This window comes from Glaciecola nitratireducens FR1064 (assembly GCF_000226565.1).
Classification (GTDB): Bacteria; Pseudomonadota; Gammaproteobacteria; order Enterobacterales; family Alteromonadaceae; genus Glaciecola; species Glaciecola nitratireducens.
The window spans coordinates 893,943-917,791 of sequence record NC_016041.1; the positions used below are offsets into that span (position 1 = coordinate 893,943).

The 23,849-nt window shown below is 42.4% G+C and carries 17 protein-coding genes, 3 tRNA genes and 3 rRNA genes; 13 read left to right on the forward strand and 10 right to left on the reverse strand.

Annotation, left to right across the window (positions count from 1 at the left end):
• Positions 1–14: 14 nt before the first annotated feature.
• Complete coding sequence (locus GNIT_RS03905; protein WP_158307646.1) at positions 15–1,772, forward strand: bifunctional diguanylate cyclase/phosphodiesterase; 1,758 nt, start codon at positions 15–17, stop codon at positions 1,770–1,772.
• Positions 1,773–1,980: 208 nt separating this feature from the next.
• Positions 1,981–2,277, forward strand: a complete 297-nt coding sequence (locus GNIT_RS03910) for a hypothetical protein (protein WP_014107842.1) — start codon at positions 1,981–1,983, stop codon at positions 2,275–2,277.
• A gap of 296 nt (positions 2,278–2,573) precedes the next feature.
• On the opposite strand, the gene GNIT_RS03915 is transcribed toward GNIT_RS03910, so the two are convergent.
• Entirely contained in the window at positions 2,574–3,707 is a 1,134-nt protein-coding gene (locus tag GNIT_RS03915; protein WP_041246289.1) for an acyl-CoA desaturase, read from the reverse strand.
• A gap of 113 nt (positions 3,708–3,820) precedes the next feature.
• On the opposite strand from GNIT_RS03915, the gene fabR reads away from it, so the two are divergent.
• The gene (gene fabR, locus GNIT_RS03920) at positions 3,821–4,420 is read left to right on the forward strand and encodes an HTH-type transcriptional repressor FabR (RefSeq protein ID WP_014107844.1); all 600 of its coding nucleotides are present in this window, start codon (positions 3,821–3,823) and stop codon (positions 4,418–4,420) included.
• Positions 4,421–4,467: 47 nt separating this feature from the next.
• On the opposite strand, the gene trmA is transcribed toward fabR, so the two are convergent.
• On the reverse strand, positions 4,468–5,559 hold the full coding sequence (gene trmA / locus GNIT_RS03925) for a tRNA (uridine(54)-C5)-methyltransferase TrmA (RefSeq protein WP_014107845.1): 1,092 nt from the start codon (positions 5,557–5,559) through the stop codon (positions 4,468–4,470).
• A gap of 122 nt (positions 5,560–5,681) precedes the next feature.
• Between trmA and GNIT_RS03930 the strand changes: the two genes are divergently transcribed.
• The gene (locus tag GNIT_RS03930; protein WP_014107846.1) at positions 5,682–6,917 is read left to right on the forward strand and encodes a DUF5610 domain-containing protein; all 1,236 of its coding nucleotides are present in this window, start codon (positions 5,682–5,684) and stop codon (positions 6,915–6,917) included.
• A 32-nt stretch (positions 6,918–6,949) separates the two neighbouring features.
• Here GNIT_RS03930 and GNIT_RS03935 read toward each other — a convergent pair whose 3' ends face one another.
• The gene (locus GNIT_RS03935) at positions 6,950–7,453 is read right to left on the reverse strand and encodes an RNA recognition motif domain-containing protein (protein ID WP_014107847.1); all 504 of its coding nucleotides are present in this window, start codon (positions 7,451–7,453) and stop codon (positions 6,950–6,952) included.
• 537 nt (positions 7,454–7,990) lie between these two features.
• On the opposite strand from GNIT_RS03935, the gene GNIT_RS03940 reads away from it, so the two are divergent.
• The 5 genes from GNIT_RS03940 to rrf all read left to right on the forward strand — a co-directional run bounded on the left by GNIT_RS03940 (position 7,991) and on the right by rrf (position 13,588).
• A 16S ribosomal RNA gene (locus GNIT_RS03940) occupies positions 7,991–9,523 on the forward strand.
• 99 nt (positions 9,524–9,622) lie between these two features.
• Positions 9,623–9,699: transfer RNA gene (locus GNIT_RS03945), tRNA-Ile, on the forward strand.
• 103 nt (positions 9,700–9,802) lie between these two features.
• Positions 9,803–9,878 (forward strand) — tRNA-Ala (locus GNIT_RS03950).
• 483 nt (positions 9,879–10,361) lie between these two features.
• Positions 10,362–13,240, forward strand: a 23S ribosomal RNA gene (locus tag GNIT_RS03955).
• Positions 13,241–13,472: 232 nt separating this feature from the next.
• Positions 13,473–13,588, forward strand: a 5S ribosomal RNA gene (gene rrf, locus GNIT_RS03960).
• The 16S, 23S and 5S rRNA genes sit together here with 2 tRNA genes alongside, the layout of an rRNA operon.
• A 63-nt stretch (positions 13,589–13,651) precedes the next feature.
• Here rrf and GNIT_RS03965 read toward each other — a convergent pair.
• On the reverse strand, positions 13,652–15,058 hold the full coding sequence (locus tag GNIT_RS03965) for a pyridoxal phosphate-dependent decarboxylase family protein (RefSeq protein WP_014107848.1): 1,407 nt from the start codon (positions 15,056–15,058) through the stop codon (positions 13,652–13,654).
• A 195-nt stretch (positions 15,059–15,253) separates the two neighbouring features.
• Here GNIT_RS03965 and GNIT_RS03970 point away from each other — a divergent pair, with 195 nt between their 5' ends.
• On the forward strand, positions 15,254–16,093 hold the full coding sequence (locus tag GNIT_RS03970) for a DUF2797 domain-containing protein (RefSeq protein WP_014107849.1): 840 nt from the start codon (positions 15,254–15,256) through the stop codon (positions 16,091–16,093).
• Between the two features lie 41 nt (positions 16,094–16,134).
• Here GNIT_RS03970 and GNIT_RS03975 read toward each other — a convergent pair whose 3' ends face one another.
• The 3 genes from GNIT_RS03975 to GNIT_RS03985 are packed head-to-tail and all read right to left on the reverse strand — an operon-like array spanning position 16,135 to position 18,896.
• Entirely contained in the window at positions 16,135–16,992 is an 858-nt protein-coding gene (locus GNIT_RS03975; protein ID WP_014107850.1) for a mechanosensitive ion channel family protein, read from the reverse strand.
• A gap of 25 nt (positions 16,993–17,017) precedes the next feature.
• Positions 17,018–17,809, reverse strand: coding sequence for a DUF432 domain-containing protein (locus GNIT_RS03980; protein WP_014107851.1), 792 nt, complete (start codon positions 17,807–17,809; stop codon positions 17,018–17,020).
• A gap of 40 nt (positions 17,810–17,849) precedes the next feature.
• Positions 17,850–18,896: a DUF21 domain-containing protein gene (locus tag GNIT_RS03985; protein ID WP_014107852.1), complete on the reverse strand. Its 1,047-nt coding sequence runs from the start codon at positions 18,894–18,896 to the stop codon at positions 17,850–17,852.
• Between the two features lie 249 nt (positions 18,897–19,145).
• Here GNIT_RS03985 and GNIT_RS03990 point away from each other — a divergent pair, with 249 nt between their 5' ends.
• On the forward strand, positions 19,146–20,231 hold the full coding sequence (locus GNIT_RS03990) for a mechanosensitive ion channel family protein (protein WP_014107853.1): 1,086 nt from the start codon (positions 19,146–19,148) through the stop codon (positions 20,229–20,231).
• A 120-nt stretch (positions 20,232–20,351) separates the two neighbouring features.
• On the forward strand, positions 20,352–20,600 hold the full coding sequence (locus tag GNIT_RS03995) for a DUF3297 family protein (RefSeq protein WP_041246290.1): 249 nt from the start codon (positions 20,352–20,354) through the stop codon (positions 20,598–20,600).
• 114 nt (positions 20,601–20,714) lie between these two features.
• Here the strand turns inward: GNIT_RS03995 and GNIT_RS04000 are convergent.
• Positions 20,715–20,801: transfer RNA gene (locus tag GNIT_RS04000), tRNA-Leu, on the reverse strand.
• Positions 20,802–21,084: 283 nt separating this feature from the next.
• Between GNIT_RS04000 and GNIT_RS04005 the strand changes: the two genes are divergently transcribed.
• Positions 21,085–21,573 (forward strand): RDD family protein, encoded by a 489-nt coding sequence (locus GNIT_RS04005; protein WP_083822475.1) that lies wholly within the window; start codon positions 21,085–21,087, stop codon positions 21,571–21,573.
• Between the two features lie 6 nt (positions 21,574–21,579).
• Here the strand turns inward: GNIT_RS04005 and lptG are convergent, their stop codons facing one another.
• Together lptG and lptF are read right to left on the reverse strand one after the other, a co-directional pair.
• Positions 21,580–22,644, reverse strand: a complete 1,065-nt coding sequence (gene lptG / locus GNIT_RS04010) for an LPS export ABC transporter permease LptG (RefSeq protein WP_014107856.1) — start codon at positions 22,642–22,644, stop codon at positions 21,580–21,582.
• Entirely contained in the window at positions 22,628–23,740 is a 1,113-nt protein-coding gene (gene lptF, locus GNIT_RS04015; protein ID WP_041246291.1) for an LPS export ABC transporter permease LptF, read from the reverse strand. Before lptF ends, lptG begins: the two co-directional genes overlap by 17 nt.
• Positions 23,741–23,849 lie beyond the last annotated feature (109 nt).

The window sequence follows — 23,849 nt, forward strand, 5'->3', positions numbered from 1 at the left end:
CTGAAAAAATGTCGATGAACGCGAAATTAATGTCAGGTTTAGATGCGATCAATGATACGGCAATGAGTCCGTCTTCTGTCGGCTCTGTAATGGATTATCTAGGATATCAATTAGCAAAAATGAATGATGTTCTTGGTCTATCAGGCAGCGCGCTTTGCGTTTCTAGGGCTGGCCACTTGCTTGATAAAGACAGCAACAATTTATATGTGATAGGTGCAATAAATGCTTTCTTACCTATTCTTCAAAATGATGCAGCAACTGCACTACCAAAAAGACTAGCCAAGCTTGTCCAACATTGCTTTGATTCTAAAACGCATTATTACTCCTCTAAAGACAACTTGATGTACCTTAACTACTCAGGGCTTGAATCATTAATTTACTTTGAGTCTGCGACTGCTTTGGAAGTCAGTGAACAAAAAATCGCGGAGACAATGGCGTCGCAAATATCTATTGGTCTTGAAAATGTAAATTTATATAGTAAGTTGAAGACAACATCGTTTAACGACTGGTTAACTAAGCTTCCTAATAGAAATGAATTTATTAATCTAATAAGTGCAATGAAAACGGATCTCACCGTTCGAAAGCAGTTAGCGCTTGTCGACTTGAGCCATTTTTCCGATATCAATGACGGACTAGGACAAGATATCGGCAACTCTTTGTTAGTGGCTGTATCTAAACGGCTAGTAAATTCTTTTAGCGATGGAATTCAAATAGGTCGTATTACTGGGGATGTATTTGGCATTATCGGAGATGCAAGTTTTGTGGCGCCCCATATTATTAATGATTTGTTCAGAGAGCCTTTTTCGGTTAGTTCTCATGCGCTACTGATCAATGTAAATATCGGCTTTTATGAAATACAGGCCAATGTCGACGCTATTTATCAACTGCGTTGCGCTAACGTTGCGCTTAATCATGCAAAGAAAAGCATTTCAAAAAATGCTGCATTCTATTCACCTGCGATGGATGACGAAACTCGAAAGCGCTTAGATATTATCAGAAATTTACAGCATGACTTTGAATGCGAAAAACTTGAAGTCTGGTATCAACCACAAATTGATCTGCTGACAGAAGAAACGGTAGGGGTTGAAGCGTTATTACGTTGGCGTGATTCAAAAGGAGAGTTTATATCTCCAGAGGTTTTTGTCCCGCTTGCTGAGTATTCCGGCTTAATTGTTGAAATCGGTAAATGGGTGTTAGCTGAGAGTGTGCGTCGGCTGAAAGTATTAATCGCAGCGGGCTATTCGCATATTCGAATGGCAGTTAATGTGTCAGTCCTGCAATTCAGAGATCAGAGTTTCGTTAATTACGTAAAATATGTCATCGATTTGCATGGAATACCGCCTAAGCTATTGGAGTTGGAAATCACTGAATCGGTTGTAATGGATGAACCAGAAATAGTAATACAAGCGCTTAATCAACTCAAAGCATTCGGCGTACATATTGCGATTGACGATTTTGGCACGGGATTTTCTTCTATGAGTTATATTCAAAAACTCCCCTTGGACCGTCTTAAAATTGATAGATCGTTTGTTAAAGATATAGATACTAACAAAGATGCATTTATAGCACAGGCAATCGTTAATTTAGGAAAGCAGTTGGGTCTTATTACGATTGCAGAGGGTGTCGAGAGAAAAAGCCAAGCCAGCCAAATGCTAAAGCTGGGTACCGATGAGGCGCAGGGATACTTGTTTGCAAAGCCAATGCCATTCAGTGATCTTAAAACATACCTACTGTCGCACAGTTACCAAAAAGTTGCGCCAGATAATACCTAAATGATGCCTCATTTATTAAACTAGAATATGAACAAACATAATCCTGTCAATTAACGGTGTTAATTGTTTAATTAATAACTGCTTTATGTCAATAATTCATGGTTTTGTCGTTTAACTGTAATATTAATGTAATATTTGTGTGTTTTCGCTTGAATTCTAGGTTATCAATGCATATACTCTCTCTACTGTTAATTCACCGAGAACTGATATGAAGTACTTAAAAGCAATCATGTTAATAACAGTTTCTGCGATCGCAATGTCAGCGAACGCAAAGTCCGGTGAAGCTAAGTTATTTAATTGTATGGATAAAACCACTTTCGAGATGAACAGTGAGTGTATGAGCCAGCAAATTGCATCAAATTTAGTCTTCAAACGAGCTGAAGAAGCTGTATTCCAAAAAGCCAGTGATGTTAGTGATAGAGCAATTGCAACTATGACTTTCAATCCAAAAACAATGTCGATTGATGTTGTGGCGCACAGAGATGCATATTTAGCCAAAAACTAATAGTGCGCAAAGACATAGAAGAAGCCTCCTAATCGGAGGTTTTTTTATGTCTTATGGTTTTTGGTGATAAAGTTACCACACGCTGAAAAGGCGCTGGGTCATAGGGAGCATGCTTGTGAGGTGAGCGAGGACGGCACACTCATTTTGTTAGGTTTTTACGCACGGTCAGAATTAGCGTACGTTATAGCACCGAGACTTGTAGCAACAACATCTAAACATCTAAGCTTTTAACCATTGCTTTATTATTTAGAAATAAAAAAAGGATGCCGAGGCATCCTTTTGTATAAGTGCAACAATTAAGCCGTTTGAGGCTCTAAGTAGAATGAGTACATTGTTCGCCACTTTTGTTTTTGAACAGCAAGAGTTTGCTTCAATTCTTTATATTTAAAATCAAGCTCTAAGCGCTCATATGTAGCCTGCAAATTCTTCTTCTTCATATTTACCAGACGCTTTTTAGTGGCATAATATTCACCCATGCGCTGCATTAAAACATCATATTCATGTTGAATTTTGACAACAATTTCTTCTGCGTTCGGCAACGTTATCGCCTTATCATGAGCATATTTAAGCTGCATTTCTAATTTAGCTTTTTCAATACGCTCTTCAGGGCAAGTCCTAAGATTGTTTGTTAAGCCCACGTATGACAAACCTTTTATCATCCATTTCGTTGGATCAAACTGCCACCACTTCACACCATTTCGATAGTCATACTCAAATATATGATGGAAATTATGATAGCCTTCGCCAAATGTAAAGAATGCTAATATTCCATTGTCGCGCGCTGAGTTTTTGTCCGTGAACGGGCGAGAACCCCACATGTGTGCCAGTGAGTTTATGAAGAACGTGACGTGGTGAACCAGTACAAGTCGAGTCACCCCGGCGAGTAACACCATGCCTAAAATATCGCCATTTAACCAACCTAACAAAATACATATACCAAAGTTCGATACCAGCACGATAGGTAAGTAATACTTATGTTGCCACATGACAATTTTGTCTTTTTGTAAGTCTTTGCAGTTACTGTAATCTGCATATCGGGTAGCTTGGTATTCACGCAGCATCCAACCGATATGCGAAAACCAAAAGCCTTTGCTCGCTGAGTACGGATCGGCGTCGTCAATATCAACATGCTTGTGGTGAACACGATGATCTGAAGACCAATGTAAAATGCTGTTTTGCAATGTCATTGCACCGCCGACGGCCAAAATGAAGCGAACTATCGGATGTGCGCTATATGTCTTGTGAGACCAAAGACGATGATAACCAGCTGTAATCGACATACCGGTAAAATAAAAAAGAAAAATGGCTGCGCCTATTTCGACCCAGTCAAATCCGTAACTTAGTGCCCACATTGGTGTCCCTACCAGTGCTATTAGTGTCAGAACACTAAAAACTAATACGTTGGTAATTATAATGGGAGGTTTATTCAAGAGATACCTTTAAAATTTCAGCTTACAACTGTACGCTAACTTAACTTTTGTTGGCTTATTTGGCAAGAAATAAAGTTCTTAAAATGACAATTTTTGATGTATTCTATGTACATATGAGTAGACAAGAACAAAAACTCCAAACAAGACAACGTATCGTAGATGCCGCCTTTAGCTTATTAGATGAAGATAAAAGTCTATCTGCTATGAGCTTGCGCGAAGTAGCTCGCGCAGCTGGAATAGCACCCACTTCTTTTTATCGGCATTTCACTGATATTAATGACCTCGGCTTAACACTAGTTGATGAGGCAGGCTTAGCGCTGCGCCAATTAATGCGCCAAGCCAGGCAGCGGATAGAGGCCGGTGGCGGAGTTATAGACATTTCCGTTGATACCTTTATGGAATTTATCACCGATAATAAAAACGTCTTTCGTTTGTTGCTGCGCGAACACACGGGCACTTCTGGCGCGTTTCGAGCAGCTGTTGCCAGAGAAATACAGCACTTTATTGAAGAGCTCAGTGACTATATTGTTTTGCAGTTAAGGTTACCGCGAGCAATTGCGACAATGCAGGCGGAAGCTATGGTGAAGCTTGTATTCAGTGCCGGCGCAGAGGCGCTTGATTCCGACAAATCCTCAGTTGCTGAAACGGCCAAACGAGTCAAGCTTCAACTCCGCTTTGTGCAGCTTGGTGCATTACAGTACTCGTTACGCTAAAGCTGGCTCTCGTTTGTTCTTTATTTATTCCTCTGAATGTATTTTTATCAGCGACGCTCCAAATAAACGCCACTTTCAATGTGTTCTGTAAATGGAAACTGGTCGAATAGCGCCGCGCGTTTAACTTTGTGTGTTTTGCTGAGTTCTTGTAAATTGTCCGCTAAGGTGAGTGGATTGCACGATATGTAAATGATGTTATCGAAGCGCTGGATAAGCGCTATCGTTTTGTCGTCTATACCTGCCCTTGGAGGATCGACTAAAACGGTTGAAAAATCATAGTCGCTTAAATTCACGTCTTTTAGGCGCTTAAATTCTCTTACGCCCGTCATTGCTTCAACAAACTCCTCGCTAGAAAGTCTCACTATATCGAGGTTGTCAATGTTGTTCGCGGCTATATTAAACTGAGCTGCGTTAACTGATGTCTTTGAAATTTCTGTAGCCAATACGCTTTTGAAGCAGCTAGCCAAAGGGACAGAAAAATTACCTGAGCCACAATACAGCTCCAACAAGTCTCTACTTTTGTCGTTCACTTGCGCCATAGCCCACTCAATCATACTGCAATTTACTTTTGCGTTAGGTTGCGTAAAGCTATTTTCAATTTGTTTAAATTGGTATGTCTTATCTTTTATTGAGAGTTTCTCTATAACGAAGTCATTATCTAACATAACTTTTTGTTTTTTCGAGCGACCAATAAAGTTAACGTTAAAATGTTTAGGAAAGGCTGATTTTAATTGTTGAATTTCAGCTTCCCACTCTTCATCAAGCTGCTTGTGATAAATCATTGTTACCAAAAGCTCTTCAGTGAGCGTACTCAAATAATCAACTTGGAATAGCTTCCTTCTGAGTACTTCGTTTCCTGCAAACGCTTCCGTCATTATCTGCATACCACTGTTAATGACCTTACTTGCTGCTGCCAATTGGTCTACTCGATATTGTTCTTTATCCACTTTATCAAACATGATGTGGTAGGTATCAGGCCCGTCATGCCAAATCCGAAATTCCGCTCTCATTCTAAAATTACTGGGCTGAGAGGCGTAAATATCAATTGTTGATTCATAAAACGTAGAGAGTAACTCTTTGACTCTATTCGTTTTCTCATCAAGTTGACGTTGATATTTTTCGCTAAGATCGACTGACATGCATTTCCTTAAATTAATTCTTGAACGTGAATTGTAAAGTTTTTTAAAAATTTACCAAGTTAAAGCTAAAGGTTTTATTTTTACATGCCGATAAGGATGCTGAGGATAGAGAGGTATTCGCAATGAATTTAGGTGAAATTAAAGCTGTACAGTCAGAACAACCAAAAGTGGTTCGTCCTGACGTAGCGCTAAACAAGCAATTGCAGCAGGATGGTTTGAAGCAAGCTAGAGAGCTTCAACAGTCTTTTGCAAACGCAAATCAAGACATTTCGGATAACCGAAAGGTGGCCGCGCGAGTACTTGGCGTGTCTATTAGCCAAAGCCTGACAATTGAAGGGCGAACAAGCGATGTAAGCGCGAAAACTGACGATGACGAGCAGAAGGCTAAAAAGCCACTTTTTGATTTTGAAGAAGTAGCGCGCAATGTTTTAAACTTTGTTGGTAATGTCATTAAAAAGGCGGCGTCTGATGGTGCACCTGATGACAAATTAAACTCATTGTTTGAACAAGCTCGGTATGGTGTGTCCAAAGGCATTAAATTAGCTGAAGATGAACTAGGCGACAAAGCGACTGATGAAGTCAAAGAAGGAATTGCTAACAGTAAAGCGTCTATTTTTGATGGAATTAAGGATCTTGAAACCAGTATCTTTGATAAAACTGAGAAGAACACATCGATAGTCAGTAATTCTCTATCGATTCAGAAAGCTGAATTGAGCGAGTTCTCTGTGCGCACAAGAGACGGTGATGAAGTTCAAATTAGTTTTGGAATGCGAGAAAATACTTCAACTGAGAGCTTTTCTGCAGACAACGGCAATTCACAGAGTAAATTTGTTTACCAACAAACAACTAGCTTTTCGATACAGGTGAGAGGCGAGCTTGATGAGGGCGAACTAAAAGCTATTGGTGACCTGGTTGCTCAAGCCGATGACGTTGCTAATATGTTTTATCGCGGAAACATAGAACAAGCTTACGAAAAAGCACTTGATATTGGTTATGATAATAAGGAGCTACAAAGCTTTGCTTTACAGCTGACTAAAGTCGAAAGCTCACAGAAAATTCAAAAGTATGGTGAGGTGCAGCAATATTCAGAAGCGCCTAGTACAGATTTGAAAGCGCCGAAAGCCGTAGCTGAATATTTAAACAAAGTATTAAATGGGATGAAGCAAGCCAATGAACAGCTTGGGTCTCAAGAAGACTTTAACTCGATTATAAACAGCCTAGTGAATGAGATGAAGGATGTGCAGGTGCCAGATATTTTGACCGCGATCAATCGTTTCCACACATTTAATGCAAAACTTCTGGAAGGGTTGAACATAGATAAACCCGAGCTTCCTACAAATGAAAAGCCCGCTGAGTAGCGGGCTTTTATTTACTTCTATGAATAATAAATTTAAGCCACTTTATCCTTAGCGGGCCTTACTTTTATTGTTCTTTCTTCAAACTCTGAATCATTGAGTTCTTTTATCATTGAATCAGCTTCCTGCGCTGCTACTTCAACAAATCCAAATCCCTTTCGTTTTCCAGTTCGTTTGTCTTTCATTAATCTTACTGATCTAACGTAACCAAATTTCTCAAAATGCTCTTTGACTATTTGTTCGTTAGCGCGATAAGGCAAATTTCCTACATATAAAGTAGAAACGTCTTCATCAGATTCAACGTCAGTAGATGCAGATGTAGTGGGACTACTTACTGGTGCTGTGGTTACTGAAGAGGAAGATTTTGTCATGCTGCTTAATATAAAGATTAAAACAGCATTTAGAAGAACTCCCGCTGAAAACATTGATTTTGCAATACTGGATGTTCCTTCACCAAGTATTGGACCTGCGACAAAAAATCCAATCACGGCGAGCACGATTGAAGCCACGAGTAATAGTGGCGCTTTAACGGATACCATAACCTTTCCTTCTCTTATTGTTGTTAATGTTATGTAAAAGGCACATACAATATGACGGTTTTAAGTTAATTTTGCCAGTAAACTATTACTTCAACATGATATTTGTTGTTAATTGCACGAATTTCATTCGATTTGGTCGTATTTAGAACGGGTAATCACTTGTTTGGCATGTTTTTCACTTTTTTTAATAAAAAGACTTGAACACTTTATTTGATTCTGTAGAATGCGCGCTCTGTTCAAGGGAGGCAGCCAAACAGTAGTTTGCTGGTTCGCACGAACAGGATGTTTTAGGGCAGTTTGAATTGGTTTTATCGTTTACTTCGGTTAAAAATAAATTCAAATTAAATTGCAAAAAACCTTGACAATAAAAACGATGCAGGTAGTATACGCATCCCGCTTGAGACGGCACATGACGTGACTTTCAAGCCGCCAGTGAAATAGAAAGAAGCTGGCATGTTCTTTAACAATTTATAACAAGACAATCTGTGTGGGCACTCATTAAGAGTGTCGACAACAAAAAACGATTTACAAAAAATTTAATTGAAGAGTTTGATCATGGCTCAGATTGAACGCTGGCGGCAGGCCTAACACATGCAAGTCGAACGGAAACATGTCTAGCTTGCTAGATGATGTCGAGTGGCGGACGGGTGAGTAATGCCTGGGAATTTGCCTTTGTGTGGGGGATAACCATTGGAAACGATGGCTAATACCGCATGATACCTACGGGTCAAAGGGGGCTTCGGCTCCCGCGCAAAGAGAAGCCCAGGTGAGATTAGCTAGTTGGTGAGGTAAAGGCTCACCAAGGCGACGATCTCTAGCTGTTCTGAGAGGAAGATCAGCCACACTGGAACTGAGACACGGTCCAGACTCCTACGGGAGGCAGCAGTGGGGAATATTGCACAATGGGCGAAAGCCTGATGCAGCCATGCCGCGTGTGTGAAGAAGGCCTTCGGGTTGTAAAGCACTTTCAGTTGTGAGGAAAGGTTGACGGTTAATACCCGTCAGCTGTGACGTTAGCAACAGAAGAAGCACCGGCTAACTCCGTGCCAGCAGCCGCGGTAATACGGAGGGTGCAAGCGTTAATCGGAATTACTGGGCGTAAAGCGCACGCAGGCGGTCTGTTAAGCTAGATGTGAAAGCCCCGCGCTCAACGTGGGATGGTCATTTAGAACTGGCAGACTAGAGTTTTGGAGAGGAGAGTGGAATTCCAGGTGTAGCGGTGAAATGCGTAGATATCTGGAGGAACATCAGTGGCGAAGGCGACTCTCTGGTCAATAACTGACGCTCATGTGCGAAAGTGTGGGTAGCGAACAGGATTAGATACCCTGGTAGTCCACACCGTAAACGCTGTCTACTAACTGTTTGTGGATTTAATCCGTGAGTAGTGAAGCTAACGCGATAAGTAGACCGCCTGGGGAGTACGGCCGCAAGGTTAAAACTCAAATGAATTGACGGGGGCCCGCACAAGCGGTGGAGCATGTGGTTTAATTCGATGCAACGCGAAGAACCTTACCTACTCTTGACATACTTGGAATTTTTCAGAGATGAATTAGTGCCTTCGGGAACCAAGATACAGGTGCTGCATGGCTGTCGTCAGCTCGTGTCGTGAGATGTTGGGTTAAGTCCCGCAACGAGCGCAACCCTTGTCCTTATTTGCCAGCATTAAGTTGGGTACTCTAAGGAGACTGCCGGTGACAAACCGGAGGAAGGTGGGGACGACGTCAAGTCATCATGGCCCTTACGAGTAGGGCTACACACGTGCTACAATGGCGAGTACAAAGGGATGCAAACTGGTGACAGTAAGCGGACCCCTTAAAGCTCGTCGTAGTCCGGATTGGAGTCTGCAACTCGACTCCATGAAGTCGGAATCGCTAGTAATCGTAGGTCAGCATACTACGGTGAATACGTTCCCGGGCCTTGTACACACCGCCCGTCACACCATGGGAGTGGGATGCAAAAGAAGTAGTTAGTCTAACCTTCGGGAGGACGATTACCACTTTGTGTTTCATGACTGGGGTGAAGTCGTAACAAGGTAACCCTAGGGGAACCTGGGGTTGGATCACCTCCTTACTATTAGTTGCGCGTTCTTAATGCAGTGTTCACACAGATTATCTTGTTATATAAAAGAAAGAGTAAAAAAGTAGTTTAGGCAATATAAGCCTGCAACATAGGCTTGTAGCTCAGCTGGTTAGAGCGCACCCCTGATAAGGGTGAGGTCGGCAGTTCAAGTCTGCCCAAGCCTACCATTTTGTGATTTTTACTGCGTTGGACGCCACCTCATGTGCAAAAGCACACTTCGGTAGCTTCCGCCTTGTTAAAATCCCAAAATACATTTTTACTCGCATGTAAGGGGCTTTAGCTCAGCTGGGAGAGCGCCTGCCTTGCACGCAGGAGGTCAGCAGTTCGATCCTGCTAAGCTCCACCAATTTCTGTGATGGAAATTGACCTTACATGAAAAGGCAACAACCTTAATGAATACGCATATTGAATGTTTATCCATTAAGGTTTTTTAAACCTTAAAAGTGACGCATTAGTGTGTCACTGTTCTTTAACAATTTGGAAAGCTGATAATTAGTAATCAATATTTAACGAAAGAGTAATTGATGAATTAAATTCAACTTAGGTTGAATGAGATTCTTTCAACGCTACTCTATCTGACAAAGTGTAAGTGATTGATGTCATTAACCGTCATTAGGCGAGTGATACATCGGTTGCGTAGAAGTTTCCGCTGAAAGGCGCGAAAATTCTACACGATATTTGATTAGCAAAACTTGTCATGCATACGACTAGCAGATTACGAGCAATCGTTAAGCTGCACCACAGTTGCCGATTAAAAAGGCGGTGGCTGATAAAATGCGCATGTTTTCATTCTTGGCGGGGTGAATACGTACGCTATTTTGGGTTGTATGGTTAAGTGACTAAGCGTATACGGTGGATGCCTAGGCAGTTAGAGGCGATGAAGGACGTGTAAGTCTGCGAAAAGCTGTGGTGAGCTGACAAAAAGCATTTGAGCCACAGATGTCCGAATGGGGAAACCCACCGCTTCGGCGGTATCGTTAGGTGAATTCATAGCCTAACGAAGCAAACGAGGGGAACTGAAACATCTAAGTACCCTTAGGAAAAGAAATCAACCGAGATTCCCCAAGTAGCGGCGAGCGAACGGGGAGCAGCCGAGTAATTATGAGGTAGTGGAATGTGTTGGAAAGCACAGCGATACAGGGTGATAGCCCCGTACACGAAGCCTCATAGTTGCCATATTAAGTAGGTCGGGACACGTGTTATCCTGACTGAAGATGGGGGGACCATCCTCCAAGGCTAAATACTCCTAACTGACCGATAGTGAACTAGTACCGTGAGGGAAAGGCGAAAAGAACCCCTGTGAGGGGAGTGAAATAGAACCTGAAACCGTATACGTACAAGCAGTGAGAGCCCACTTGTAGGGTGATTGCGTACCTTTTGTATAATGGGTCAGCGACTTATATTTAGTAGCAAGGTTAACCGAATAGGGGAGCCGTAGCGAAAGCGAGTGTTAACTGCGCGTTTAGTTGCTAGGTATAGACCCGAAACCCGGTGATCTAGCCATGGGCAGGTTGAAGGTTGAGTAACATCAACTGGAGGACCGAACCGACTAACGTTGAAAAGTTAGCGGATGACTTGTGGCTGGGGGTGAAAGGCCAATCAAACCGGGAGATAGCTGGTTCTCCCCGAAATCTATTTAGGTAGAGCCTCGGACGAATTCCATTGGGGGTAGAGCACTGTTAAGGCTAGGGGGTCATCCCGACTTACCAACCCTTTGCAAACTCCGAATACCGATGAGAACTATCCGGGAGACACACGGCGGGTGCTAACGTCCGTCGTGAAGAGGGAAACAACCCAGACCGCCAGCTAAGGTCCCAAAATATTGCTAAGTGGGAAACGAAGTGGGAAGGCTAAGACAGCTAGGAGGTTGGCTTAGAAGCAGCCATCCTTTAAAGAAAGCGTAATAGCTCACTAGTCGAGTCGGCCTGCGCGGAAGATGTAACGGGGCTAAGCAATATACCGAAGCTGCGGATTTGAACTTAGGTTCAAGTGGTAGGGGAGCGTTGTGTAAGTGGCTGAAGGTGAATCGAGAGGTTTGCTGGACATATCACAAGTGCGAATGCTGACATGAGTAACGATAAGGGGAGTGAAAAACTTCCCCGCCGGAAGACCAAGGTTTCCTGTCCCATGCTAATCAGGGCAGGGTAAGTCGGCCCCTAAGGCGAGGCAGAAATGCGTAGTCGATGGGAAACGGATTAATATTTCCGTACTTGGTATATCAGTGAAGGGGGGACGGAGAAGGTTATGCTAGCTTGGCGTTGGTAGTCCAAGTGAAAGTGCGTAGGGTTGAATTTTAGGAAAATCCGGAATTCTACATGCCTGAGACACGAGACGAGTCACTAAGGTGACGAAGTAGCAAATACCCTGCTTCCAGGAAAAGCCTCTAAACTTATGATATATCGAACCGTACCCCAAACCGACACAGGTGGTCAGGTAGAGAATACTAAGGCGCTTGAGAGAACTCGGGTGAAGGAACTCGGCAAAATTGTACCGTAACTTCGGGAGAAGGTACGCCCTTATTTGTGATTGCACTTGCTGCATGAGCATCTGAGGGCCGCAGTGACCAGGAGGCTGGGACTGTTTATTAAAAACACAGCACTGTGCTAAATCGAAAGATGACGTATACGGTGTGACACCTGCCCGGTGCCGGAAGGTTAATTGATGGGGTTAGCGCAAGCGAAGCTCTTGATCGAAGCCCCGGTAAACGGCGGCCGTAACTATAACGGTCCTAAGGTAGCGAAATTCCTTGTCGGGTAAGTTCCGACCTGCACGAATGGTGTAACCATGGCCTCGCTGTCTCCACCCGAGACTCAGTGAAATTGAAATTGCAGTGAAGATGCTGTGTACCCGCACCTAGACGGAAAGACCCCGTGAACCTTTACTACAGCTTGGCACTGAACATTGACCCTACATGTGTAGGATAGGTGGGAGGCTTTGAAGCATTGTCGCCAGATGATGTGGAGCCTACCTTGAAATACCACCCTTGTACGTTTGATGTTCTAACATTGCCCCCTGATCGGGGGTGTGGACAGTGTCTGGTGGGTAGTTTGACTGGGGCGGTCTCCTCCCAAAGCGTAACGGAGGAGCACGAAGGTTGGCTAATCCTGGTCGGACATCAGGAGGTTAGTGCAATGGCATAAGCCAGCTTAACTGCGAGACAGACACGTCGAGCAGGTACGAAAGTAGGTCATAGTGATCCGGTGGTTCTGAATGGAAGGGCCATCGCTCAACGGATAAAAGGTACTCCGGGGATAACAGGCTGATACCGCCCAAGAGTTCATATCGACGGCGGTGTTTGGCACCTCGATGTCGGCTCATCACATCCTGGGGCTGAAGTCGGTCCCAAGGGTATGGCTGTTCGCCATTTAAAGTGGTACGCGAGCTGGGTTTAGAACGTCGTGAGACAGTTCGGTCCCTATCTGGTGTGGGCGTTGGATGATTGATGGGAGCTGCTCCTAGTACGAGAGGACCGGAGTGGACGAACCGCTGGTGTTCGGGTTGTCATGCCAATGGCATTGCCCGGTAGCTACGTTCGGAATCGATAACCGCTGAAAGCATCTAAGCGGGAAGCGAGCCCAGAGATGAGTCATCCCAGACAGTTTAACTGTCCTGAAGGGTTGTTGTAGACTACAACGTTGATAGGCAGGGTGTGGAAGCGTCGTAAGGCGTTAAGCTAACCTGTACTAATTGCCCGTGCGGCTTAACCATACAACACCAAAGTAGCGTAAGCGAAAGGGTTGAAGTGTGACAAGTAGCCAAATCAAATAAAGTAAGACAGAGTAGTGACTCTGCGTTGAATAGAGACATTGATTATTAGCTTTCTAAATATGTTAAAACAAAGATTAATGTAATTGTTGTCATCTACCGCCCTGTGGCGAGAGAGACATCAGTTGCGCAGAAGCCATCGCAAAGAGCGCGATGATTCTGCACCAAGCTTATGCCTGACGGCAATAGCGATACGGTACCACCTGAATCCATTTCGAACTCAGAAGTGAAACGTATTAGCGGCAATGGTAGTGTGGGGTTTCCCCATGTGAGAGTAGCACACCGTCAGGCTCCCATTTAAGAACCCGTCCTCGCGACGGGTTTTTTCTTTCTAGACACGAGAAAACGCATTGCTTATGGGTGGGTGGTCTGATTAGTATGGTCGGTTTCTTCTGTTAAATGCAGTGCAGACGCCAGTGCTTCTATTGCTACATCTAAATCTGTTTTATTCGTTTGCCATGAGCAAACACTCAATCTTATAATAAACATGCCTTTCCAAATCGCGCTACCACACCAGATAACGCCGTTAGCTTGTATATGCTTCAAAACCTGTTGAGTTAATGCTTCATTCCCTGCGTGAACAATAACTTGATTAAAATGGATTACATTCGCGATGGGCAAACCACATTCCTGCAGCCGTTCAGCAAGATATCTAGCACCCTCATGAAGTCTTTCAATTAATAAGGCAATACCATTTTTGCCAAGGTGATGCATGCAGGCCCACAGATCGATACCTCGGGCTCTGCGAGACATGTCGGGAGTGTAGATCATATTATCTCTGCTTTTACCAAATTCAATATAACTTCCCTGTTGATGCAACGCTTCAGTAATGGCAGAAGGATGCTTGCATAAAATTATGCCGCAGTCATAAGGCGTATTTAAAGTCTTGTGTCCATCCACTGCCCACGAATCGGCCAATTCAATTCCTGAGGTCAGATGTCGCAGTAATGGTGAAGCTGCAGCCCACAAACCAAAAGCACCATCAATGTGGCACCATGCACCTGCTTTATTTGCTGCAGCGCACAGAGCGGTAAAATCATCAAATGAGCCGGAGCATACGTTTCCGGCCTGCAGCACTAAAACGCAAGTTTCATCAAGCGGAGGTAAACAAGCAACGTTAAGTCGCCCCTGATCGTCGGATGGCACGATTTTCATCGACTGGGACCCAAAACCAAGAAGACGAATCATTTTACTAACGGTTCCATGTGTTTGGCCTCCCATAATGAAACGTAAGCGTGGCGCGCCAATTAAGCCCTTTTCATTCACATTCCAGTTAAGCTTGTTATATTGATGATTTCTAGCTGCAGCCAAGCCGCAAAGTGTTGCAACTGAAGTACCGCCAACAAGTCCCATTTTAGTTGTATCAGGCAATTGTAGTAGCTCAACTAGCCATTGTTCACAAACCTGCTCTAACTTAGCCGATAAGGGAGACATTACTTCCAATGCCGCATTTTGATCCCAAGCATCAGCCAGCCAGCGAGAAGCAAGACCAATAGGAAGAATACCACCGTTTACAAAACCGAAATATCGGCTCCCGCCAGTATTTACAATCGTCTGTGAGCCTAATTCAGCTAACTTGCATAGAGTATCGCTGGGGTTGTTTTGATTATCTGGCAGATCTTCATCAAATAATGCCAACAGGCTTAGTGCATCGTTTGTTGGATAAACTGGCAGGCGGTCCGCGTTGTCTAAGTATTTGAGCGATTCGCTTTTTGCACTTTCCAATAACGCAAAAGTCTCTTTGAGATTGCTGGGCTGCATATAAAATCCATAAAAAGTAAGATAATGTCGATTGAATTAGCACAAATAATTCGCTAAAGCTACGGTAACACATTCGCATACAACTGAAGACTAGCTTGTTAAATATGATTTCTATTGAATTATTTCCATCTCTTATTTGTAAGCGATGTAAGATAACTTTATCATTCCACCATATAAGTTTAGCCGAAGAGTTTTATGACCGTATTTTCTGGAAATATTAAAAAGATGTCTGTTGACGTCAACGACGACAATGTAGCGCAATATCAACTAAATGTTGGCGATAACGTACTTAATATGAACGATGTAATAGGGAAGCATATTTCCATTAACTACCAAGCAACCATCAATTGCGTTCACTGTGGTAGAAAAACTAAGAAAAGTTTCAACCAAGGATATTGTTATCCTTGTCTGACTAAGTTGGCGCAGTGTGACACTTGTATTATTAAGCCTGAAAAGTGTCATTACGACCAGGGAACATGCAGAGAGCCAGCATGGGGTGAAAAAAATTGTCTGCAGTCGCATTTCGTTTACCTGTCAAATACGGGAAATGCAAAAGTAGGTATTACGCGCTTTGTTACCGACGGCGTGTCTTCTAGGTGGATTGACCAAGGTGCTTCGCAAGCGATCCCGATTTTACGAGTTCAGAATAGATTAATGAGTGGTTTAGTTGAAACTGCATTAAAATCACAAATCGCGGATAAAACAAATTGGCGAAAGATGCTACAGGGGGATGCAGAGCCTATCGATTTGATAGCCTTGAAAAATACCTTGCTGGAAACCGCTGCACCAGAGCTCACCGAATTACAAAATCAGTTTGGTATACAGGCTCTCGCTGAGGTGGAATCCGAAATTATTAATATTGGCTATCCAGTGGACACTTACCCTACAAAGATAAAATCGATAAACCTAGACAAAGAGCTTGGTTTTGAAGGAAAACTGCAAGGCATAAAAGGCCAGTACTTATTATTAGATAATGATAGGGTCATTAATGTTAGGAAGTATTCTGGATACCATTTGGATATTCAAATCAACTAATTGAAGCGTTTCACTTGCAAGGCTAACAAAGCCTTGCAGGATTAAGAGTCGTTTTGTTCTTTATCTGACGACGAGACTGCTATGTTAATTGGCTTAGATGCCTCGCCAGAATAAAGACTCAGGTGCGGAAAGGGTATCTCAACGCCATTCTTATCAAATGCCTCTTTTATTTCTTGATAAATACTATTCTTCAATAACAAAAAGTTCTCGCGTTTTGCCCATACTGAAAATTGAATATCGACAGAAGATGTTCCGAAGCCGAGCAATATGAACAAAGGTACTGGCTCACTTAGGCAGAGTAGATTTTTTTCTGCAACATCTGCGAGAATCTTTTTCACTTTTTCAATATCTTCTTTGTAGGCAATACCGACTTTAAGATCAGCTCTGCGAATAGGAAAACGGGTTAGCGTAGTGACTTGAGTTTTGATCATCGATTCGTTGGGTATTCGAACAAATAGATTATCGAAGGTCCTAATTTTAACGGATAGTAAGTCAATGGATATGACTTCGCCGGTCGTTTGTTCTACACGGATAACATCGCCAATAGAAAATGGTCTCTCCATCATAAGAAATAGACCACTAATTAAGTTGGATGCCGATGTTTGTGATGCAAATCCGATAGCGACACTGAGTATTCCTGCTGCACCTAAAACAACGCTTAAGTCGAAGCCTAATTCTCGCAAAGCGGAGATAAACATGAGAATCAAAACGCCATAGAAAACACCGCGTTTAAGCAATACCTGACCGTGATTCGACATATGTGCGAAATTAAATCTCATCACCATATTGCTTAGCGCTTTTGCGACAAAGTAACCCACAATAAGGATGAAAAGTGCTTTTCCAATTGCAAAAACGTGGAGCTTTTCAAGTAAGCTGATGGTTTCAACAGGTACGTTCATTTGCCTCTTGTCTCACTTATTAATGTTAATCAACTAAACTTTTGATTGAGGATAAAAACGAGGTTTTCTTACTTAATTCTCGCGACTCTGATACGTGCTTCATTTTGCCAACATTTTCCGGTGGTAAATGACGTATGTGAGAAATTGGCTTGGAGTGCTCGATTTTCTGTAAAATAGAAACATGGTCTGTCCAAAATTCGCCGTTTTCATCCACATATAGTTTTAATGCAGGTACTGGCAAGTTTATTCTTTCTATATTTAGAGGTTCGTCCAGTGCATTCTTAATAGTCACCCTTGTTGATGCGCGATGAGAGCGTTTTTCAAGATTCTTTACATCCATTTTGGCATCGGTATATTTTGAATAACATAAATCGCCGGTCATGGTAGAAGGGCCGAACCATGAATCCGAAGGACGCCAAAAAGGAATGTCCGCAATCGGCACTTCTCGCTGAGGAACTAAAATAGTCATCCATAAAGGCGTGCTTATAAAAACCGTAATATCCTCGCCCGGCAATACGACTAAAGGTTTACTGGGTCTTGCTATCATTGCTCTATCTGCGAGCGAAGGTTCAATGATTAATTGTTCACTGGTTGAGCCTAATACGTATCTTTTATAATCTACGTGCTCAAATGATTCGTCCATGCCTGGCTTATTCACCACTATCGGTTTTTGCATTTCAGATTCAGTTTCTTGATTCCAGATTGTCCACTCGTGAGGATTTCGCCTAATCGAGATTTGCCTGTCATCGATTCGCCAACACTTGGTTTCTCCAAGTTTAAATTCAAACTCTCCCCACCACTGCTTATTTATTGTCATGTTTAGCTTTTCTCATAAGTCAGCATTATTTATATATATCTTAGCCATTTTCATGACCAATTCCCTTCAATAATCGACCGAGCACATCGGCTCCAGTAATTACGCGTTTAGCAGAGCTTGTCCACAATATAACTAAGTCATGATTTAAAACATCGGTGGACACTTCTTCAAGGTTTGCGGCTTGTTTGAGTTCGCTCAAGGCTCTGCCAAGTGTGCAGTTTTTATCTCTAATAATAACTGGCCGATGACAAAACAGATAGCTATCCACATTTTTGTCACCAAACATCAATGAACGCAAGTAACCATCTGCGTCTAACACCAATTGTGGTGATTGTTTATGGTTAACCAGCACCACCCATTTGTGACCAGAAGAATTAACTTTAGCCACAAACACCTTTCCCTCTTCAGTGTTCGCGTCTGGAATAATTGGTAAATCGAGTTTACATGGCAGTTCAATAATGCTCTGGGGGTCTAGTTCTTCTCCCTCTTCCATGACGGATACTTTATCTATTTCTAAAAAGTTTAATGCACCTAGTCCTTCAACATGCACAACAGCAGCCTCATTTGCTTCAGCGTGTGCGGTAATAATCGCCTTGAGTTCTTCTTCTCGAAAATACGTGATCCCTTCTTTTCCTAACCAGCCGTCTAACATGATGGCTGTCGGTTTGGCGACAATGAAAAATACTTTTTGGTAAAAGCGAATCACAGGAGTAAGTAAAGAAGCCATTTTTAATGCGTTGCGCGAGAAATAGGCTTGAGGAATAATTTCACCAAGAAAAGTAATGACAATTGTGGAAAACAAAAACGAGGACACGCCAACTAAAACTGAGTCAGAAAGTAGCGTTAGCAATACGTTTATTGAAACATTGCCCCACAATATCGTGGCTAATAAAAAATTAGCGTCCTCTCTGAGTCTTAATATACTTTTAGCAGCCTCGCTGCCTTGCTTTACTTCGACTTCAAGCTGCAGTCGGCTCATACTAAAAAATGCAAGGTTCAGCCCTGAAAAGACTGCACTGTGGCAAATACATACGAGTATGCCTAACCAGATAAGAATATCTGAACCAAAATTGACTATATTTGCCATGTTTATTCCTGACGTAAGCGACGCTGCATATTATCAGCTATAGTTCTGTGTACATAGTACGCAATTTGAAGACCTTGCTAACTTGGTATTTGACTTCATTGAACAAAATGCCAAGCCTTATCGCACATGGACGCTAGGTATAGGCTAGAGAGGAATAACTTGAACCATGTTTCGACAATATGCTCAACGTTTTTTAAAGTTGTGTATACTTGTTTAACCGAATGTCCCTTAACTGTAAGAATAACTAACATGTTTGATAAAATGCAATCGTCACTCACTTCTGTACTAGCATTTTTTGGCGATAATCTAATTGTTCAGGCAGCGGCAGCGATTTTACTTTCTTTGTTAGCTGCAACGCTCTTCAAGCGTGTGATTATTGTTGCCCTAAAAAACATTGTGGCGAGGACCAATATTAATTTAGGTTCTGACATTTTAGATCTCTTAAGAACCCCAATTTATTACAGTGTTCTTTTTATTGGTCTTTCGATAGCGCTTACTACCCTAAAACCATCTGAAAATATTCTTTATATCGAGTCTGCAGTGCTCAAGTCAGTTGGCGTTATCATTTGGACTGTGTTTTTATTGAGAGCAAATAGCGTATTTTTAAAGCGATTTGCCTCACATCCCACTCACTTCAGTGCAATTAACAGTAAAACTTTACCGTTGTTTCAAAACATCCTTAGTATCGTAATTATTGTTATTTCAGTGTATGTCGTATTTTCGGTCTGGAACGTAGATATGACGGCTTGGCTTGCATCTGCTGGCATTGTGGGAATTGCGGTCGGATTCGCCGCAAAAGATACCTTAGCAAACCTATTTTCTGGCGTATTCATTATGGCTGATGCACCATACAAAGTTGGTGATTACGTTATTTTGGATTCAACAGATAGGGGGGAAATTACGCATATTGGAATACGCAGTACCCGCATGTTAACAAGGGATGATGTTGAAATTACAATTCCAAACTCGGTGATGGGTAATTCAAAAATAATCAATGAGTCCGGTGGCCTATTAGAGAAGTCTCGATGCAGACTGCCAATAGGAGTTTCTTATAATGCTGATATCGATTTAGTGAGATCTGTTTTAATAGGTATTGCGCAAGATGAGGAACTCGTGTGCAAAGATCCTGAGCCTCGAGTCAGATTTAGACGTTTTAGTGGCTCAGCACTCGACTTTGAGCTGCTGGTATGGATTGAAAAACCAGCATTAAAAGGCCGCTTAATAGACATCCTAAACAGTCAAATTTTTCACCAATTCAAGGCCAATGACATTGAGATCCCATATTCAAAGCAAGATTTGTACATAAAAGAGTTTCCGTATCGTGAAAAAGAGTAAATAGTATGTCGCTTGTTAAGAGGTAATGGGGGCAAACGTTGAGGCATTGATATTAGTCTCTTGAGCGCTTGCCTTATAGCGTCTACAATAGCCAACTTTTATTTATCTCAGGCAAGCGTTATGAACGATACGAAATCACAACCCATTTTACCGGATCGCCTTTCCAGCAATCCTCGCAGTCCACACTACGTGGAAGAAATCTTTGAGCACAATATTGGTATCATGTTGAATGGCAAAGAGCGTTTTAATGTTGAGGAATACTGCATCAGTGACGGGTGGGTAAAAGTTCCTTCACCGAAAGCCTTAGATCGCAAAGGACAACCACTGATGATTACTTTAAAAGGTACAGTTGAAGCTTTCTATAAATAGATTTATACAGTAAACACGTCACGAATTAACAACGTGGTTTGCATTCATTATTTATATCCCACAAACAAAAAAAACCTATTGAAGTTCAATAGGTTTTGAGTCTCTAAAAAGAGATGGTACCAGAGGCCGGACTTGAACCGGCACAGTATTACTACCGGCGGATTTTGAATCCGCTGCGTCTACCAATTTCGCCACTCTGGCACAGAGTGCCACACGACTTGCGTCGAATGGATGAGCATTATATCCATCTAAGATCATGTATCAAGTGTTATTTTACTCTTATGCAGAAAAGATAGCTTATTTTGCGAATAAAAGTACGCTCTTCAACCTTGTCGCAAGTCTAAACAGTGATAATATGCGTAAAGTGTTTAAACGAGTTCCTTTTAGTTACCCTAGTCAGAGGCAATAAACGTTGGCAAAAAGTAAATCCAGATCTCAACAAAAGCCAGAATCAAAAAGTAGCGCAGAGACAAACAAGAGTGATATGTCGTTTCAACGCGCAGGTTTTTTTCGACGTTTAGCTGCTATGGTCTACGATGCATTAGTTGCAACTGCTGTGGGCATGCTGTCAGGATTGATTTTTCAAGTTGTGATGCTTATTCTGTTTCAAAACAAATTACTTGATAGTCATGATTTTGCAGACTATATGGATTATTTTCAATCCTCTGAGTCACTTCAGATCATGGCCAATGCATGGGTTGCTCTTTGGGTCGCAGGCTTTTTTTTATGGTTCTGGAAACACGGTGGTCAGACGCTTGGAATGCGAGCATGGCGCCTTAAAATTTATAACTTAAAAGACGAAAAGAACATAAGTTACGCTCGACTTGCACTGCGGTTAGTCACAGCCTTTTTGGGGCTAGGCACCTTACTCGTGTTAATCGATGTTAAAAATAGGCAGTCGCTACAAGACAGGATTGCTCAAACCGAAGTGCTTTATCTTTCTAAAGAAGAAAACGACCACAAAAGCTGGTAGGCGCTGTTATTGGCGTCTGAGTAAGAGCATCGCAATACCTGCAAAAACGATGCTAGGTAACAAGGCGCCAATGAATGCAGGCAGCTGAAAAACAAGACTGACTTGCCCAAAAACCTGATTCGCAATAAAGAATGAGAAGCCGACCATTACGCCCATTATTGTGCGTGCCCCCATAGTGACACTTCGTAGCGGACCGAAAATAAATGATAAGGCCATTAGCAGCATGACAGCGACAGTAATCGGCTGCGTAATTTTACGCCAGAATGCTAATTCATAGCGCGCCGAATCCTGATCACTGCTATTCAAATACTTCACATACCCAACAAGGCCTTGAATCGATAGGGCTTCCGGCTTTATTGCCACAATGCCTAATTTATCAGGTGTTAATGTTGAATTCCAAGACAGCGTCTTGGCCTGTGTCTTATCTATTTTAGTGGGAGAAAAAGACAACAAGCTTACGTTTTGTAGCTCCCAACTTTCATCTTTAAAAAGCGCTGCATCGGCTGTGAGAACGTTAGTTAATTCAAGTCCTGGATTGAATTGATAGACCGTTATATCTCTTAGCGTTTCTTTTGTAAGTACCTCACCGATACTTACGAAGTCGCTGCCGTCTTTGGCCCAGAACAATTCGTCCGATAAAATCAGACTACCTCCTGACAATGCTGTTGTTCTTAACTCTTTGGCTTTTGCCTCGCTACGAGGAGTAACCCATTCACCTAACATCATGACCGCGATGATTAAGATAATCAGTGATTTCATAGCTGAATTAATAATATTCCAGCGGCTTAAACCCGACGCTTGCATTACTACAAGTTCACTATTTTGAGCGAGTAAGCCCATGCCAATAAGGCCACCAAGCAGGGTAGCCATAGGTAAGAATTGTTCGATGTCTCTTGGCAAGCTTAGCAGCACGTATAATGCTGCCATAGTCATATCATAGTCACCTTGTCCCACTCGACGCAGTTGTTCGACAAACTTGATAAGCGCACTGAGACCCACCAGTACTGATAGCGTTACCGTTACCGTTCCCAGAAGGGTTCGAGCTATATATAAATCAAGGAGACGGAACATCTTTTCTCCTCAAGAATATTTGACGTAACACGGCACCCATTTTTCGATCCCTAACAATCAAGCCAAAACCAACCAGTAACATAAGCAAGTGCACCCACCACAAGCCCAATGCTGGAGGAAGTTTACCGTCTTCCAATACTCGTCGACTCGCGAGCAACAATAAAAAATAGCCGAGGTAAAGTAATAGCGCGGGGAACATTTTACCGAATCGTCCTTGTCTGGGGTCAACGGCACTGAGCGGCACGGCAATCAGCACTAAAAAAGGTAAAGAAAGCGGTATCGCAATACGCCACTGCAGCTCAGCGATAGCCTCAATGTTATCTAGCTTCATTAGTTCTGTAGTCGGCAAAGCTGTGAGTTTGCGTCTTTTTTGTTCTTGGTCTCTTGGCGCAATCGTCACGCGATACTCATCAAAATTGACGATTTGAAAAGCCTGCTCTGTGCTCGATCCTTCATATTGGTTGCCGTCGAACAAGACGAGCTGTTGGTCACCAATTTCACTCGTTTCCATCGTGCCAGTTTTTGCATAAATAAGGTGCATTTTTTCATCATCAGGACTTCGTTGTGACAAAAATACTTTTTGAAGCCGTTGCGTCTCTGAATCAACGTCGTGTATGAATATCACCGCCTTATTATTACCAGTTTGTTGAAAGCGACCAGGAATGACAGAGGCTAAGCCTGATTTTGCGGCGGCTTGCTCCTGCAATTGATACTCTTTTTCAGCAGCAGCTGGGGCAAGATACAGTGTAACAACGCCGGTAACTATTGCCATAATGACCGCAAATAGCAGCGTGACTCTGGTAACATACCACTCGCTAACGCCACATGCTTTGAGTACCGTCATTTCACTGTCGACATACAGCCGTCCGTGTGCAAGCATAACGCCTAAAAATAGACTTATGGGCAGTACGAGTGAAGCTAGTATTGGGCTATAAAGTGTAATAAAACCAAGGACTAAATCAGCGGGAACATCACCATCAGAGGCATCACCTAAAATTCTGGCGAATTTAAGCGTGATGAAAATGGCCATAAGTATTAAAAATACAGCAATTTGTGATTTGAATGTTTCTCGCAATAAATATCGGAAAATTAGCATTTAGTTACTGATGAAAACATAGGTTTTAGTGGAAAGGTGCAGATATTTCAGTAAACTTAACGTTTCTAACTGTTTTAATGCACACAACGTATATAAATCGCGTATAAGT

Coding starts and splice junctions, on each gene's coding strand:
- GNIT_RS04005 (WP_083822475.1), top strand. CDS start 21,085: ATGTCGTTTCAACGCGCAGGTTTTTTTCGACGTTTAGCTGCTATGGTC.
- fabR (WP_014107844.1), top strand. CDS start 3,821: ATGAGTAGACAAGAACAAAAACTCCAAACAAGACAACGTATCGTAGAT.
- GNIT_RS03910 (WP_014107842.1), top strand. CDS start 1,981: ATGAAGTACTTAAAAGCAATCATGTTAATAACAGTTTCTGCGATCGCA.
- GNIT_RS03990 (WP_014107853.1), top strand. CDS start 19,146: ATGTTTGATAAAATGCAATCGTCACTCACTTCTGTACTAGCATTTTTT.
- GNIT_RS03935 (WP_014107847.1), bottom strand. CDS start 7,453: ATGGTATCCGTTAAAGCGCCACTATTACTCGTGGCTTCAATCGTGCTC.
- GNIT_RS03975 (WP_014107850.1), bottom strand. CDS start 16,992: ATGAACGTACCTGTTGAAACCATCAGCTTACTTGAAAAGCTCCACGTT.
- GNIT_RS03965 (WP_014107848.1), bottom strand. CDS start 15,058: ATGCAGCCCAGCAATCTCAAAGAGACTTTTGCGTTATTGGAAAGTGCA.
- lptG (WP_014107856.1), bottom strand. CDS start 22,644: ATGTTCCGTCTCCTTGATTTATATATAGCTCGAACCCTTCTGGGAACG.
- GNIT_RS03980 (WP_014107851.1), bottom strand. CDS start 17,809: ATGACAATAAATAAGCAGTGGTGGGGAGAGTTTGAATTTAAACTTGGA.
- GNIT_RS03905 (WP_158307646.1), top strand. CDS start 15: ATGAACGCGAAATTAATGTCAGGTTTAGATGCGATCAATGATACGGCA.
- GNIT_RS03985 (WP_014107852.1), bottom strand. CDS start 18,896: ATGGCAAATATAGTCAATTTTGGTTCAGATATTCTTATCTGGTTAGGC.
- GNIT_RS03995 (WP_041246290.1), top strand. CDS start 20,352: ATGAACGATACGAAATCACAACCCATTTTACCGGATCGCCTTTCCAGC.
- lptF (WP_041246291.1), bottom strand. CDS start 23,740: ATGCTAATTTTCCGATATTTATTGCGAGAAACATTCAAATCACAAATT.
- GNIT_RS03970 (WP_014107849.1), top strand. CDS start 15,254: ATGACCGTATTTTCTGGAAATATTAAAAAGATGTCTGTTGACGTCAAC.
- GNIT_RS03930 (WP_014107846.1), top strand. CDS start 5,682: ATGAATTTAGGTGAAATTAAAGCTGTACAGTCAGAACAACCAAAAGTG.
- trmA (WP_014107845.1), bottom strand. CDS start 5,559: ATGTCAGTCGATCTTAGCGAAAAATATCAACGTCAACTTGATGAGAAA.